Annotated in this window: 17 protein-coding genes; 12 read left to right on the top strand and 5 right to left on the bottom strand. The window is 66.9% G+C overall.

All coding sequences use genetic code 11. From position 1 onward, the window contains the following. The first annotated feature begins 4 nt into the window (after window positions 1-4). The gene (locus EPO41_RS21000; protein ID WP_296329185.1) at window positions 5-1,177 is read left to right on the top strand and encodes an MFS transporter; all 1,173 of its coding nucleotides are present in this window, start codon (window positions 5-7) and stop codon (window positions 1,175-1,177) included. A gap of 3 nt (window positions 1,178-1,180) precedes the next feature. Here EPO41_RS21000 and EPO41_RS21005 read toward each other — a convergent pair whose 3' ends face one another. Beyond that, window positions 1,181-2,707 carry a M81 family metallopeptidase gene (locus EPO41_RS21005; protein WP_296329188.1) on the bottom strand — a complete coding sequence of 509 codons (1,527 nt, stop codon included), beginning with the start codon at window positions 2,705-2,707 and terminating at the stop codon, window positions 1,181-1,183. 117 nt (window positions 2,708-2,824) lie between these two features. On the opposite strand from EPO41_RS21005, the gene EPO41_RS21010 reads away from it, so the two are divergent. The 4 genes from EPO41_RS21010 to EPO41_RS21025 all read left to right on the top strand — a co-directional run bounded on the left by EPO41_RS21010 (window position 2,825) and on the right by EPO41_RS21025 (window position 6,256). Further along, a complete protein-coding gene (locus EPO41_RS21010) occupies window positions 2,825-3,199 on the top strand; it encodes a hypothetical protein (RefSeq protein WP_296329191.1) in 375 nt (124 codons plus the stop codon). Between the two features lie 101 nt (window positions 3,200-3,300). Further along, the gene (locus EPO41_RS21015; RefSeq protein WP_296329194.1) at window positions 3,301-4,770 is read left to right on the top strand and encodes a CHASE3 domain-containing protein; all 1,470 of its coding nucleotides are present in this window, start codon (window positions 3,301-3,303) and stop codon (window positions 4,768-4,770) included. A gap of 9 nt (window positions 4,771-4,779) precedes the next feature. Next, a complete protein-coding gene (locus EPO41_RS21020; RefSeq protein WP_296329198.1) occupies window positions 4,780-5,220 on the top strand; it encodes a response regulator in 441 nt (146 codons plus the stop codon). 1 nt (window position 5,221) lies between these two features. Next, the gene (locus tag EPO41_RS21025; RefSeq protein ID WP_296329201.1) at window positions 5,222-6,256 is read left to right on the top strand and encodes a histidine kinase dimerization/phosphoacceptor domain -containing protein; all 1,035 of its coding nucleotides are present in this window, start codon (window positions 5,222-5,224) and stop codon (window positions 6,254-6,256) included. Between the two features lie 18 nt (window positions 6,257-6,274). Here EPO41_RS21025 and EPO41_RS21030 read toward each other — a convergent pair whose 3' ends face one another. Further along, window positions 6,275-7,162: an NAD(P)-dependent oxidoreductase gene (locus tag EPO41_RS21030; RefSeq protein WP_296329204.1), complete on the bottom strand. Its 888-nt coding sequence runs from the start codon at window positions 7,160-7,162 to the stop codon at window positions 6,275-6,277. A 1-nt stretch (window position 7,163) separates the two neighbouring features. Then, on the bottom strand, window positions 7,164-7,493 hold the full coding sequence (locus EPO41_RS21035) for a DHCW motif cupin fold protein (protein ID WP_296329206.1): 330 nt from the start codon (window positions 7,491-7,493) through the stop codon (window positions 7,164-7,166). A gap of 51 nt (window positions 7,494-7,544) precedes the next feature. Here EPO41_RS21035 and mdcA point away from each other — a divergent pair, with 51 nt between their 5' ends. Genes mdcA through mdcB form a run of 6 tightly spaced genes read left to right on the top strand, consistent with a single transcriptional unit; the run spans window position 7,545 to window position 12,611 of the window. Continuing rightward, the gene (gene mdcA / locus EPO41_RS21040) at window positions 7,545-9,194 is read left to right on the top strand and encodes a malonate decarboxylase subunit alpha (RefSeq protein ID WP_296329209.1); all 1,650 of its coding nucleotides are present in this window, start codon (window positions 7,545-7,547) and stop codon (window positions 9,192-9,194) included. Between the two features lie 9 nt (window positions 9,195-9,203). Further along, window positions 9,204-9,527 (top strand): malonate decarboxylase acyl carrier protein, encoded by a 324-nt coding sequence (gene mdcC / locus EPO41_RS21045; protein ID WP_296329216.1) that lies wholly within the window; start codon window positions 9,204-9,206, stop codon window positions 9,525-9,527. Continuing rightward, a complete protein-coding gene (locus EPO41_RS21050) occupies window positions 9,524-10,402 on the top strand; it encodes a biotin-independent malonate decarboxylase subunit beta (RefSeq protein WP_296329219.1) in 879 nt (292 codons plus the stop codon). The genes mdcC and EPO41_RS21050 overlap by 4 nt, the downstream gene beginning before the upstream one ends. 3 nt (window positions 10,403-10,405) lie before the next feature. Next, window positions 10,406-11,146, top strand: coding sequence for a biotin-independent malonate decarboxylase subunit gamma (locus EPO41_RS21055; RefSeq protein WP_296329221.1), 741 nt, complete (start codon window positions 10,406-10,408; stop codon window positions 11,144-11,146). Continuing rightward, complete coding sequence (gene mdcG, locus EPO41_RS21060) at window positions 11,143-11,778, top strand: malonate decarboxylase holo-[acyl-carrier-protein] synthase (protein WP_296329225.1); 636 nt, start codon at window positions 11,143-11,145, stop codon at window positions 11,776-11,778. Before EPO41_RS21055 ends, mdcG begins: the two co-directional genes overlap by 4 nt. Beyond that, complete coding sequence (mdcB, locus tag EPO41_RS21065) at window positions 11,775-12,611, top strand: triphosphoribosyl-dephospho-CoA synthase MdcB (protein WP_296329227.1); 837 nt, start codon at window positions 11,775-11,777, stop codon at window positions 12,609-12,611. The genes mdcG and mdcB overlap by 4 nt, the downstream gene beginning before the upstream one ends. Window positions 12,612-12,674: 63 nt before the next feature. On the opposite strand, the gene EPO41_RS21070 is transcribed toward mdcB, so the two are convergent. Further along, on the bottom strand, window positions 12,675-13,298 hold the full coding sequence (locus tag EPO41_RS21070) for an HAD-IA family hydrolase (protein ID WP_296329230.1): 624 nt from the start codon (window positions 13,296-13,298) through the stop codon (window positions 12,675-12,677). Window positions 13,299-13,306: 8 nt separating this feature from the next. On the opposite strand from EPO41_RS21070, the gene EPO41_RS21075 reads away from it, so the two are divergent. Next, the gene (locus EPO41_RS21075) at window positions 13,307-13,897 is read left to right on the top strand and encodes a GNAT family N-acetyltransferase (protein ID WP_296329233.1); all 591 of its coding nucleotides are present in this window, start codon (window positions 13,307-13,309) and stop codon (window positions 13,895-13,897) included. Between the two features lie 13 nt (window positions 13,898-13,910). On the opposite strand, the gene EPO41_RS21080 is transcribed toward EPO41_RS21075, so the two are convergent. Beyond that, on the bottom strand, window positions 13,911-14,528 hold the full coding sequence (locus EPO41_RS21080; protein WP_296329235.1) for a TetR/AcrR family transcriptional regulator: 618 nt from the start codon (window positions 14,526-14,528) through the stop codon (window positions 13,911-13,913). Window positions 14,529-14,571: the final 43 nt, after the last annotated feature.

Consider the following 14,571-nt stretch of genomic DNA (forward strand, 5'->3'; position numbering starts at 1 on the left):
CGAGATGACAATCGCTGTCTCCACCCCGACCGCGGCCCGCCGCACCCTCACCGTCTGCGGCGGCGCGCATGCCCTGCACGACGGTTTCACCGACCTGCTGAACGTCCTCTACCCGCTGCTGCAGTCGCAGTTCGGGCTGAGCTACGGCGCTATCGGGGCGCTGAAGACCTGCTATTCCGGCGCCATGGCCACCGGCCAGATTCCCTCGGGTCAGCTGGCCGAACGGTTCGGCGGTGTCCGTATCCTGGCCATCGGCACGCTGCTGATCGCGGCCGGCTATTGTCTCGCGGGCCTCAGCGGCTCGCTCTACGGCGTCATTGCCGGGCTGCTGCTCGCGGGGCTGGGCGCCAGCACGCAGCACCCTATCGGCTCCAGCCTGGTCGCGGCCGCCTATCACGGCGCGCGCTCGCGAACGGCGCTCGGCACCTACAATTTCACCGGCGACGTCGGCAAGGTCCTGCTGCCGGCCCTGTTCGCGCTGATCGCCGCCGCGCTCGGTTGGCAGCAGGCGCTGGTCGTCATGGCCGCCCTCGCCGTCCTCGGCGCTGGCATCATCCTCGCCTCGCTGCGGCCCATCGTGATGCACGGCAAGGCCCAACCGTCGAAGGCGGTCGCGGGCCAGGACCGGCCCTGGGCCTACTGGCTGCTCTTCTCGATCCACATCGCCGACGACCTGGTGCGCACCGGCTTCCTGATTTTCCTGCCGTTCCTCCTGCGCAACAAGGGCGCCGACCTGCCGACCATCGGCCTCGGCCTGTCGCTGCTCTTCGCCGGCGGCGCCGCGGGCAAGCTGGTGATGGGCTGGGTCGGCCAGAAGCTCGGCGTCGTTCCGTCGGTGCTGCTCACCGAAGCCGCCACGACGCTGCTCATCCTCGCGGCCCTGCCGCTCTCGCTCGACTTCGCGCTGCTGTTGTTGCCGGTCGTCGGATTGATGCTGAACGGCACCTCGTCGGTGCTCTACGGCACCATTCCCGAGTTCGTCAGCCCCGAGCGGCGGACCAAGGCCTTCGCCGTCTTCTACACGGGCGGCTCGGTAGCCGGTGCGACCGGCCCGCTGCTCTTCGGCCTGCTGGGTGATGTAGTCGGATTGACGACGGCTCTCGTCGCCGTGTCCTGCGTTGCCCTCACCACCGTTCCGATGGTCTGGGCGCTGCGACCGGCCTTCGCCGACGACTGACGATCAAGCGCCCTGCCAGACCGGTCCCATCGGCTTCAGGCGGATGCCCTTGCGAAGATATTTGTAGGGCATGTCCAGCGGATCGGTGATGTGCGCGCCGGTCGACCGCACGACCAGGATCGTCTCGGCGATCGGCTGGAAGTCGGCGCGGAAATGGACCGTCGATTTCAGGCCGAGGATCGGCACCTTCGACGGCTCGACGCCGACGGCACGGAACATCTCCTGGTCGGCCGCCTGTACCCGCTTGCAGGCGACGACCGCCGAGACGCCTGAGGCCTCGTCGGTCAGCAGAGCCATCGGCCCGATCTGGAACTTCGCGCCGCCATAGAACGGGCCGGTGCCGGTGAAGACGCCGTCGCTCAGCCTGACCACGCGCCAGTCGGCCTCGACCGGCTTCTCGCCGCCGTAGCCCACGACCGCGCCGATGCCGCGGCGCATGACATTGCCCTCGCCCGTCTCGACGGCAGCCTTCGCCGCGCCTTCGTCGACGATCATGCCGATCACCGCGCCTCTTGCCTTGTGGCGCATCAGGGCCGCCAGCAGGCCGACCGTGTCGGAGGTGCCGCCGGCGCCGGGATTGTCCTGTACGTCGGCCAGTACGATCGGCTTCGTGGCGTTCTTCGAGAGTTCGATGGCCCGCAGCGCGGCCTGGTCCGGATCGAGCAGTTCGCCGTCGAACGCCTTCTCCTGGGCCTTCACCGTGGCGGCGAGCTTGTCGGCAGCGGCCTCAACGGCTTCCCTGTCGTGGCCATAGACCACGAGCGCCGGGCCGCACTGGGCGATGTCGGCCGGCGGGAAGCCCGGCGTGTGCGTGACGCTGACGATGCCCTGATTGTGGCTCTTCTCGCCGGCTTCCAGCTCGCCCACGAGATCGAAGATGCCCTTGGCCGGCTCGATGAAGGTGCACTGCCAGACCAGCGGGATCAGGAAGTCGAGCTGGCGGTAGGCCCGGTAGACCGGCCGCTTCTCGCGCAGCAGCTTGTCCAGCAGCTCGATCGCGCGGCTGCCGGTCACCGCCATATCGATGTGCGGATAGGTACGGTAGCCGACCAGCGCCGTCGCAAGCTTCGCCATCTCGGGCGTCAGGTTGGCGTGATAGTCGAGGCTGGCCACGATCGGCAGCTCGTCACCCACGTTGGCGCGGATGCGGCGTAGCAGCTCGCCTTCGCCATCCTCCGTATGCTCGGCGACCATCGCACCGTGAAGGTCGAGATAGATCGCGTCGAACGGTCCGTGCTTCTCCAGGTCCTCCTCGAACAGCGCCCACATCTTCTCGTAGGCGTCCTCGGTCACATAAGAGGCCGGTGCGGCGGCCGCCCAGGCCAGCGGCACGATCTCGTGGCCGAGTTCAGCCAGCTTCTTCACCGCGCCCGCGATCGGGATGTTGAATCCTTCGACGCCGGCGATCATCTCGGAGCCGCGCAACAGCGGCGGCCAGGCATCAGCACGCACGAACTCCTCCCAGGTCGCCTGCTGCGGCGCGAACGTGTTCGTCTCGTGCTGAAAACCACCAACCGCAATACGCGCCATTCCAATTCTCCCCGACAAGTAACGATCCGATCCGCCTAGCCTATCATCGTTCGCGCTTCCACACGTGCCTGTGAGGCAGCGATTGCGGAACGTCTGCGTTGTGCCTCCATGCGCAGCATGTCCTGGCCGGCCTTCCTCAAAGATTTCCCGCACGGTCATCTCGTCGTCGCGGTGGCCGTCGACGTGGGCGCCGACGAAATCGGAAGCCGGCGACTTCGCGGGCTTCGCGATCTCCTCCACCGCGTCATCGGCCGTGCGGCCTCGTCGAACGGCGGCTTCGCCCTCACCGTTTCGCGGACGGCGGGATTCCCGGAAATCCTGTGTGGTTTCGAAACGCAAGCCGACGCCGATGCCCTCGTCGGACTCGCCAGAGCCCGCCCGACCGATCGCTATCCCGGTTTCGCCACGCAGCGCGTATTCGATCTCGACACGGCAACGGAGGCAGCGCTCCGTGCAGGCCTGATGAGCGATGGCGACATCGACCAGCGCTGAACGTTGCACATGGACGCGCAAGTGCCTTTCCGTATTATCCTTCGCGATACCTGACGGCCCGCAGGTATCCTCAAGCAGCATCTGCGAGTCGCCCAGCCCCCATGCCTCTGTTCGGTTCATCGTTCGCCCGTCGCACGATCGCCTTTCTCGCCGCCGGTGTGCTTGCTCTCCTGGCTATCGTCGCCGTTTCGGCCTGGCTGTCCGTCCGCACCGCCCAGCATGCCGAAGAAGCCGTGGTGGAGCGTGAGATACGCGCCCTCACGACCAATCTGCTCGCGGCGACAATCGACGCCGAAACCGGTCAGCGCGGCTACCTGCTGACGGGCGAGGCGCGCTATCTCGGCCCGTTCGAGCGTGCGCAGCCGCGGCTGCGCAGAGACCTGGCCAACCTGCGCGAACTCGTCGCCACCGACCCTGCCCAGCTGGCGGCAGTGATGGAACTTGCTGGAGTCCTCGATGCAAAGATGTCGGAGCTGACAGAGACCATCGAACAGACAAAGGCCGGGCAGCGGGACGCGGCGATCCAGACCGTGTTGTCTGATCGCGGGCGCCTGCTGATGGAGAAGGCCCGAACTCAGCTCGCCCAGCTTATCGCCGACGCGGAACGGCGCGTCGCCAACCGCCTCGAGGCCGTCAACGACGGTGCGGAAATCCTGACCTGGGTAACGGCGGCCGGCAGTCTCCTGATCGTCCTGTTCGCAGCGGGCGCTTCCTGGACGGTCATCCAGTACACACGGCAGCTACTGGCGGCGAGGATCGAGCTTCAGGCATTGAATGCCGGACTGGAGGAACGCGTGGCCGAGCGCACCGAAGCGCTGACCCGCGCCAATGACGAGATCCAGCGATTCGCCTACATCGTCAGCCACGACCTGCGTTCGCCGCTGGTGAACATCATGGGCTTCACCAGCGAGCTGGAGGCCGCCATGAAGACGGTCGGCCCCTACGTTGCAGGCGACGCCACCTTGGCCGACAAGGCCCGGCAGGCGACCGAGGAGGACATTCCCGAGGCGCTGCGTTTCATCCGCGCGTCGACCGGCAAGATGGACGGGCTGATCAATGCGATCCTCAAGCTGTCGCGCGAGGGCCGGCGGGAACTGCGCCCCGAACCGGTCGATCTCGTGAGCCTGTTCAAGAACGCGGCCGCCAGCGTTCGTCATCAAACGGATGAGGTGGGTGCCGAGATCGCGGTACCCTCGTCGGCCCCTGCCCTCGTGAGCGACCGCCTGGCCATGGAGCAGATCGTCGGCAACGTCGTGGACAATGCGGTGAAGTATCTGGCGCGCGACCGGCCGGGGCGCATCGTGATCGCTACCGGCGAGACGGCGCGGCGCGTGCACATAGACATCACGGACAATGGACGCGGCATCGCCGAGCAGGACCATGAGCGCATCTTCGAGCTGTTCCGGCGGGCAGGTACCCAGGACCGGCCCGGCGAAGGCATCGGGCTGGCCCATGTGCGCGCGCTGGTGCGCCGGCTGGGCGGCGATATTACTGTGCAGTCCGAAGTTGGTCGCGGTACGACGTTTCGGATAGATTTGCCGCGAAGGCTCAGACTCATCGAAAACAGGTAGAGGCTGCGAATGAACGCCAAGCCCGTTTCCATCGTCATGGTGGAAGACGACGAAGGCCATGCGAGGCTGATCGAGCGCAACATCCGTCGCGCCGGTGTCAACAACGAGATATTCGCCTTCAAGGACGGAACATCGGCCCTCGCCTATCTGCTCGGCGCGGACGGAACCGGCGCGGAGAACGGCGCACGCTCGCTGCTGATCCTGCTCGACCTCAACCTGCCCGACATGACCGGCGTGGACATCCTGGCCAAGGTCAAGTCGAACGCCCACCTGAAGCGGTCGCCGGTGATCGTGCTGACGACGACGGACGACCAGCGTGAGATCAAGCGCTGCTACGACCTCGGCGCCAACGTCTACATCACCAAGCCGGTCAACTACGAAAGCTTCGCGAACGCCATCCAGCAGCTTGGCCTGTTCCTGTCGGTCATGCAGGTCCCGGCCACCGAGTGATATGGAGCAGGTCCGGATCCTCTACATCGACGACGATGCCGGTATCGGCCGGCTGGTCGAACGCGCGCTCGCGCCGCACGGCATCTCCGTCCGTCATGTCGGTTCCGGCGACGAAGGCCTGGAGCTTCTCGAAAACGAGAAATTCCATGCGATCGCCCTCGACCATAACCTGACCAATGAGACCGGCCTCGACGTCCTGTCGAAGATCCAGCGTGTCACGGTCGATGTGCCGGTCGTCTACGTGACTGGCTCCGAGGATGCGCGCGTCGCCGTGGCCGCGCTCAAGGCCGGCGCGGCGGACTATGTCTGGAAGGATGTCCAGGGGCATTTCCGCGAACTTCTGGGTGCTGCCATACGCTCCGCCCTGCAGCAGCAGCGGATGAAGGCCGAAGCCGAGGAAGCGCAGCGCACCATCCGCGAGGAACGCGACCGAGCCGAACTCCTGCTGCACGAAGTCAATCACCGGGTCGCCAACTCGCTCGCTCTGGTGGCCTCCCTCGCCCGCCTGCAGGCCAATGCGGTGCAGGACGAGGCGGCTCGAAACGCCCTGCAGGAGATGCAGGCGCGCATCATGGCCGTCGCCGGCATCCACCGCCGGCTCTACACGTCCTCGGATGTCCGCATCGTCGAACTGGGCTCCTACCTGATGAGCCTGATCGACGAGTTGAGCGCCGCCATCGAAGCGGCCGACAAGAAGAACGTCGTGGCGCTCCACGCCGACGCCGACGTCCGGGTGCCCACCGACAAGGCGGTGTCGATCGGCGTGATCGTCACCGAGCTGCTCACCAACGCCTACAAGTACGCCTACCCGGCCGGCATGCGCGGCGAGATCCGGGTGATCCTCCAGAAGATCGGCGACGATACCATCTCGATCGCCGTCGAGGACGATGGCGTCGGCTGGAAAGGCACGGGATCGACGCAGGGCACCGGGCTGGGCACGCGTGTCATCACCGCGATGGCGGCCAACCTCCAGTCCAAGGTCGAGTACGACAGCGGCGTAGAGGGCACGCGCGCCAGTTTCCGCTTTCGCCTCTGACGGCCTGGTCGCGTCGCGCTACGGCTTGCCGGTCGCGTCCTCGATGGCCTTGAGAAGGACCGGCCAGTATTCCTCGCCGTGCCCCAGCTCGACGGCCCGCTCCATGACCTCGCGCGCCACGTCGGCGCCCAGGGCCGGAATCTTTGCCTGCTCCGCCATGTCGATGGCGTAGCCCAGGTCCTTCAGGGCGTACTTGGTCGAGAAGGCGCGCTCCGGGAACACTCCCGTCAGCAAGGCCTTCATGCCGTGATTGCGCAGCGCGAACGAATCCGCCGAGCCCTTGGTCAGCGTCTCGAACAGGACCTTGCCATCGACCCCGTTCGCGCGGGCGATCGACAGGCCCTCGGCCAGCGCCACCACGGTCTGGAACAGGATCATGTTGTTCAGGATCTTGACCGTTTGGCCCGCGCCGACATCGCCGCAATGCGTGACCTCGCTCGCCATGTGACGCAGCAGCGGCTCGATACGCTCGAAGGTCGGCACGGTCGCACCCACCATGATGGAGAGCGTGCCGTCGATCGCGGCCTGTCGCGTGCGTGCGACAGGCGCATCGGCGAAGGCCGAAGCCTTGCCCTGGAACTCTTCGTAGAGGCGTCGCGCCAGGATGGGCGGCGCGGTGCTGAGGTCGACCACCGTCCAGCCCAGCTTTGCCTTCGAGACCAGGCCGCCGTCACCCAGGCAGACTTCCTCGACTTCCCTACCGCCCGGCAGGGAGAGGAAGATCGTGCGGCAGCTTGCGGCGATCTCGTCGACCGAGGCCGTCTTCACGCCGTCGGCCGCCAGTCTCTCGAGAGGCGCCTTGTCACGATCGGCGGCGAGCACGGTCATGCCGCTCTTGCGCGCCAGATTGCGGCACATCGGTTCGCCCATGGTGCCGACGCCGATAAATCCGATCATGTCCGTCATGTCAGTCCACGATGAAGAGTTTGGCGCCCTTGGCCGTACGGGACCGGTGTCCGAGCGTGTTGTCGGCGACCTGGTAGCTCTGGCCCTGCTTCAGCGTGACGGTGCGGCCGTCCGCCAGCTCAGTCGACAGCTCACCCTCGAGCACCAGCAGGATGTGACCTTTCTGGCACCAGTGGTCGGCGAGATATCCCGGCGTGTACTCCACGATCCGAACCCGGATGTTGTTGAAGGTCCTGGTGCGCCAGAACGCCTTGCCGGTTTCGCCCGGATGCTCCGTGCGTTCGACGCTCTCCCAGTCGGTCGTCCCGAAGGGTATTTCAAACATCAGCATGGTTTGCTCTATCACATTGACCGTTACCAACGGATAGACCAAAAAGACAACATGATCACTGCAAAAACGGCGAAGCGTCGCGAGAACAAGACCGAGCGCATCGCTCGTGTCGGCAAGCTGGCTCGCGGCAAGTTCGTGGCCCCGGAAAAAGTGCCGGAAGTCCTGCGGCGCATCGTTGAGCCCGGCGACATCCTCTGCCTCGAAGGCGACAACCAGAAGCAGGCCGATTTCCTCGCCAACCAGCTCGCGACGCTCGGCAAGAAGGACCTGCGCGACATCCACCTGGTGATGTCCTGCATCACGCTGCCGGCCCATATCGAGCTCTTCAGGAAGGGCATGATCAAGCAGGTGGATTTCTGCTACGCCGGACCGCAGGGCACCGCCGTCGCCGATCTCGTGAAGGCGAAGAAGTTCCCGGTCGGGGCCATCCACACCTACAACGAGCTGTTCGCCCGCTTCTATGTCGACCTCACGCCGCGGGTCGCGCTGGTCGCCGCGGCCCAAGCCGACCGCAAGGGCAATCTCTATCTTGCGGCGAACACCGAGGACACGCCTGCCGTCGTCGAGCCGACGGCCTTCTCCGACGGCATCGTGTTCGCCCAGGTCAACGAGATCGTCGACAGGATCCCGCACATCGACATTCCTGCCGACCAGGTCGACTTCATCGTCCAGGCCCCCTACCCCATGCACCTGCAGGCGCTGTTCACGCGCGATCCGGCAGCGATCACCGAAGTGCAGGTCCTGATGGCGATGGTTGCTCTGCGCGGCATCTACGAGAAATACGAGGTCCAGTCGCTGAATCACGGCGTCGGCTTCAACACCGCCGCGATCGAGCTGCTGTTGCCGACATACGGCGAGCGACTCGGGCTGAAGGGCAAGATCTGCAAGCACTGGGTGGTGAACCCGTTGCCGACCATGATCCCGGCGATCGAAACCGGCTGGGTGGAAAGCGTCTTCGCCTTCGGTGGCGAGGTCGGCATGGAGCGCTACACTGCCGCGCGTTCGGATGTCTTCTTTACCGGACGCGACGGCGGCTTCCATTCCAATCGGCCCATGGGCCAGTTGGCCGGCCTTTACGGCATCGATATGTTCATCGGCGCCTCCCTGCAGATCGACATCAACGGCAATTCGTCGACCGTTTCGAAGAACCGAATCACAGGCTACGGCGGCGCTCCCAACATGGGGTGCCAGCCGACCGGACGCCGCCATCCCAGCAAGTCATGGCTCAAGGCCGGCGCGGAAGCCAATCCTGGGCCGGGCACGTCGCCCGGCCGCAAGCTGGTCGTGCAGATGGTCGAGACGTTCCAGGCCGGCCGCGTGCCGACCTTCGTCGAGGAACTCGATGCTCATGAGCCGAGCATCCGGAAGGCCTTGCACGGCGTCACGCCGGTGATGATCTACGGCGACGACGTCACCCACATCGTCACCGAGGAGGGCATCGCCAACCTGGCCGCCTGCCGTTCGGTCGCCGAGCGCCAGGCGGCCATCCGCGCGGTCGCCGGCTACACACCGGTCGGTCTCAAGCGCAAGAAGCGCGAGACCGAGGACCTGCGTGCCCGCGGCATCGTCCAGCTGCCCGAGGATGTCGGCGTCCGCCCGTCCGAGGCGAGCCGCAGCCTGCTGGCCACCCAGGACATCAAGGGCCTCGTGCGCTGGTCCAACGGTCTCTACGACCCACCCTCGCAATTCGTCGACTGGTAGGACGTCTCCATGGAAAAGTTCGCCAAGGCTTTCCCGTCCAAGCCGCTGCCGTCGAAGACGGCCAAGCCTTGGGCACTTGCCGGCGTCGTCGGCTCGGGCAATCTCGAAGTGCTGCTGGAGCGCGGGGGCAAGCCCTCCAACGCCATGGAGTGCCATGTCGAGACGTCGATCCCCGGCTACAAGGCCGCGTGGCTCGCCGCCCTTTCCGACTTCGCCCATCATTACGCGGCTGGTGGAACGAAGGTCACGATCAACGATCAGGGCGCGCCGCCGGTGCTTGTCACGCTGCGTCTGCGCCAGGCCTACGACCATCTCATCAAGGGCGACAAATGACCGGCGCCATCCTTTTTCACGAGCAGACCGCGCGGCAGCGCATCGCATCGCTCGTCGATCTGCACTCTTTCGCCGAGTTGCTCCCACCGCCGGAGCGGCTCACCAGCCCCTATCTGGCCCAGCTCGGCATCCCGGTGTCGTTCGACGACGGCGTCGTGATCGGCCGCGCCCGGATCGGCGGCAAGAAGATCTACCTCGCGGCCCAGGTCGGCCAGTTCGTCGGTGGCGCCGTCGGCGAGATCCACGGCGCGAAGCTCACCGGCCTGTTCAAGGCGGCCGCGCGCGACAAGGTGCCCTGCGTGCTGATCGTCGAGAGCGGCGGCGTGCGCCTGCACGAAGGCTCGTCCGGCGAGATCGCCATCGCCGAGACGATGCGTGCGATCTTCGAATGCCGTGCGCTGAAGGTCCCTACCATCGCCGTCATCGCCACCGACATCGGCGCCTATGGCGGCATCGGCATCCTGTCGACCTGCTGCGACTTCCGCGTCATGACCGAGCACGGGCGCCTGGGAATCTCCGGCCCGATCGTCATCGAGAAGTGGATGGGCAAGAAGGCCTACGATTCCGCCAACCGCGCCCTGGTGTGGAAGACGAGCGGCGGCAAGACCAAGTACCTGCTGGGCGATGCGGATGCCCTCGTGCATGACACGGCCGACGCTGTGCGGGATGGCATTTCGAAGTTCCTCGGCAAGTCGAGCGCCGTCAGCCTTGCGTCCATCAAGGCGCGCCAGAAGGAACTGGAGAAGCGGCTGAAGAAGTTCGGCGCGACCAGCGAGCCCGACGCCGTCTGGAAAGGCATGGGCGTGCGCGACATCGAGGCCGCGTCGCTGGCCTCCGGGCCGGAATTCGCCGCCCTCGCCAAGCGTGGGAAGTAGGTCATGAAGAAGCCGACACCGAAGAAGCCGTCCGCCCGCGCCGTCCTGGCACGCCTGTTCGGCGCCTCCGCCAAGGACATCGCCATCGAGAAGTCCGTGCTGACGGGCTACGCCACAGTCGGCGGCAAGAAGGTCTGCGTCATCGGCACCGGCGATGGCACCTACATCGACAATGCGGCGGCGCTCCGCCTCGCCGCCCACGTGATCCAGTGCATCGAGCGCGCGCCGAAGACGCCGATCGTCATGCTGGTCGACAGCGCCGGCCAGGAGCCGAACCGCGTCGCCGAGATGCTGGGTCTCGCCAGCTACTTCGGCCATCTCCTGTCGTGCCTCGAACTGGCGCGCCGTAAGGGCCACAAGCTGATCACCGTCGCGACCGGCCAGGCCGTCGGCGGCGCGTTCCTCTGCTACGGCATGTTCGCCGACCGCATCTACGCGCTCGACCAGGCCAGCGTCGGGCTGATGCCGATCGCGGCGATGTCGGCCGTCACCAAGATTCCCGCTCCGGTGCTGGAGAAGCTGTCGAAGACCATGCCGTCGCTCGAATTCGGCGCCGCGCCGTTTGCGCTGCTGGGCGGAGTCGAAGAGGTCTGGTCGGCCGACGACGACGTCCAGGCCAAGCTCGCCGCCGCCATCGCGGCCTCGTCAACCGACGACAATCGCGCCGAGCTCGGCAAGAAGCGCGGCGGCCGCAAGCTCGCCCTCGACATCCGCAAGAAGGTCCTCGCCGAATCGGCTCGATGACCGGCCTCCGGCGCCACACCCTGGTCTGGCTGTCGCAGGCGCCCCAGGCGGAGACTGAAGACGACCGCTCCCGGGCGGCCATCTGGCACGCGGCCGGTCGCCCCTTCGTCGTGACGCGCCGCCGGGACCACGGCAACGATATCGGCCTGGGGTTCTGCACCACCGATCCCGCCCATCCCGAATTGCGGCCGCGCCGTGTGGCCGCCCGGATCGCCGCGGATCAGATCGTCCGCGAGGCGCGTCCACCCTCCCTCGAACTGATCGCCCGCTGCCCCGCGGCGGCGGCGCACGCGGCACCCTTTGCGCACCTCGTCTCCGCCGCGACCGATACCGGCCTCGACATCCGCGTCTATGGAAGCTGGATGTGGCAGGCCCTGACCGGCGAGCGCCATGTGCACGAAGCGTCCGACCTGGACGTGGTGATCGACGTCGCCGACCTCGACGTGGCCAGCCGCGCGGTCAACTTCCTTGCGCGCGAGGAACAAGACCTCGCCTTCCGCATCGACGGCGAGCTCTCCTTCCCCGGGCACGGCGAGGTCCACTGGCGCGAACTGCTCCAGGACCGGGATGAGGTCCTGCTGAAGTCCGTCGACACGCTGAAACTCGTACCGCGCTCCCAGCTCGGACGATGAGCCCGGAAGACCACGCGCTGGCCCTCGCCGCCGTAACGGCGATGCGCGACGAACTACAGGCCTATCCCAAGCCCGGGCTCGTCAGTCCGATCGATTCCGGTGCCCATGCCGACATGGATTTCGCCCTGATGTGCCGCTCGGCCGATTCGCTGCTGCAGCCCTTCACGGCCCTCGCCGCGGCCGGCCGTGCGGGCCAGTCGTTCGAGCAGGCCCTGATGCCGATCGGCATCGAGGCCGAGCGCGGAATGCTGACGGTCACCGGTGGTGTCAACACACATCGCGGCGCGATCTTCTCGATCGGCATGATCGTCGCGGCCATCGCGCGAGCACAGATGCTCTTCCCCGCCCTCTCTCCCGCCGCCATTCGCGAGGCGCTCAGGAGCACATGGGGCAATTCGCTCGATGCGCACGCTGCCCGCGACGGCGAGACGAGCCACGGTGCCCAAGTACGCCGCAGGACGGGCCGCGCCGGCGCTCGCCGCGAGGCTGCGCGCGCCTTTCCGAGCGTGTTCGAGATGGGCCTCCCCGCCTATCGCCGCGCACGGGAAGCCGGCTTCGACGACAACGCTGCGGCCGTACAGACCCTGTTCACCCTGATGTCGTCGATCGACGACACGACGGTGCTCTATCGCGGAGGCCTTGAAGGGGGCTCGTTCGTCCACCGGTCGGCCGCAGACTTCCTGGCCGGCGGCGGCTGCCACCGCTCCGACTGGTTCGAGAAAGCAGAAGCGCTGCACCGCACCTTCATCGCGCGCAACCTGTCGGCCGGCGGCTGCGCCGACCTGCTGGCCTGCACGCTCCTCGTCGCCCGCTGTTGCGGCAAGGCGATTTAAGTTACGCCGCGTAATCCTCATTGGAGCGCGCCACTGGAGTGGCGCGCTCCGTTGCTTCCGCCTTCACCCCCAACCGGCCAATGCCCGTTCGAGGCTCTCGGGGCCGCGATAGAGCATGGCGCGCCAGCCGGCCATGCGGGCGCCGTCGACGTTGCTGGTCTTGTCGTCGACGAACAGGATCGACTGCGCGACGGTGACGCCCATGCGCGCCTGGGCGTTGGTGTAGAACACGCGCTCGGGCTTGCAGACGCCCAGCGCCGCCGAATAGACGATCTCGTCGAAATGCGCGCCGAGGCCGAGATGGTCGCGCAGGTAGGCGATGCGGTGATGCTCCTGGTTGGTCGCCGCATAGACGCGGCCGCCGGTGCGCCGGCGCCAGGCGTCGGCCTGCGCGAGGACGCCCCGATCGATGTCGGCATCCTTCTCGAACCAATAGGAGACGAATTCCTCGAGCCGGTCGGCCAGGCCCTTGGTCTCGAAATACGCGTGCAGGGCCACGTAGAGATCGAGCCGGCCGCGCAGGACCTCCATGAACTCGGGCTTGAGGAAGAATTCCGGCGCCAGTTCGCTGTCGTGGTCGAGGCCCCAGTCCTCCTTCAAGGTCGCGTACCAAGGATGCGGCGAGCCCGGCTGGGCGAGCGAGACGACGCCATCGATATCGAGGACGAGGATGGGGCTGGAACTCATGGCCCGGCATGCTACAGCACCCGCCCGGCCAAAAGGAAAGTCCGTTGCAGCTCATCGTGCCCGATCTCGCCCATCTCGACGGCTATGCCGACGCGCTCCGCCGCGGCTGGTCGCCCGACAATGTGCGGGTCGACGAGGCGCCGCGCGAGGAGTTGGCCCGCATCGAAGCCGATCCGGCGGCCTTCGTGGCCTCGCTGGACGATCCCGAGGCCAAGGCCGGCCCCATCACCCTGCCCGATGGCACGATGGTCGCCCGCATGCCAGGCTATCGCCGCTGGATGTGGGACGGCGAGTTCTGCGGCTCGATCGGCTTTCGCTGGCAGCCGGGGACGGCGGCGCTCCCCGCTTACGTTCTTGGCCATATCGGCTATGCCGTGGCGCCATGGAAGCGCCAACGGGGCTACGCGACCCTGGCGCTGGGGATGCTCCTGAAGGAGATCCGGCGGCACGGGTTACCGCATGTCGACCTGACGACGGACCCGGACAATCTGCCCTCGCAGAAGGTCATCACGGCCAACGGTGGCGTCCTCGTCGATCGCTTCACGAAGGTCGCAGCACACGGCGGCAGCGAAGCCCTGCTGTTCCGCATCCCTCTCTGAACGTCGGCCGGGTTCAGGACCGGGCCAGCCGCACCACCGTCTCAGCCATGGCCGCGAGAGCGGCCAGCCCGCGGGTCTTCAGCGCCCGGGACGAATCGCGGCCGCCGATCTCGCCCTCGAGCACCAGCGTGATGAAGCCGTGCATGGAGGCCCAGGCGAAGTCGGCCGCGCGCTGGCGTAGCTCGCCGGAGGCGTGCGCCAGCACCTCGTCGACGACCGCGGCCTGCAGACGACGAACACCCTCCGCGCCCTCGTCCCCTTCCTTGAGTTCGATGCGGTTGGCCTCGCGGCTGAACATGAGCTGGAACAGCGTCGGATTGGCCGCAGCGAAGGCCATGTAGCCCACGCCGAGACCGACCAGACGGGCCGCCGGCTCGTCCTCGACGCGCTGGACCTCGGCCGTCATGGCGGCCGTCAGCTCGGCGAAGCCGCGGCGCACCAGCTCGGCCAGCAGATCGTCCATCGACGCGAAATGGTGGGCGGGCGCTGCATGGGAGACCTCGGCACGACGCGCGCATTCACGAAGGGTGAAGCCACGGATGCCCTTCTCCTCGAGGAGCTTGCGCCCCGACGCGACCAGCGCCTCGCGCAGGTCGCCATGGTGATAGCCTCGTGCCTTGGTGCGGGTCATCCGGCCTCCAGCAAGATCAGATAGCGTTTAATCTTGACGATGG

This window comes from Reyranella sp., from assembly GCF_004297265.1.
Taxonomy (GTDB): Bacteria; Pseudomonadota; Alphaproteobacteria; order Reyranellales; family Reyranellaceae; genus Reyranella.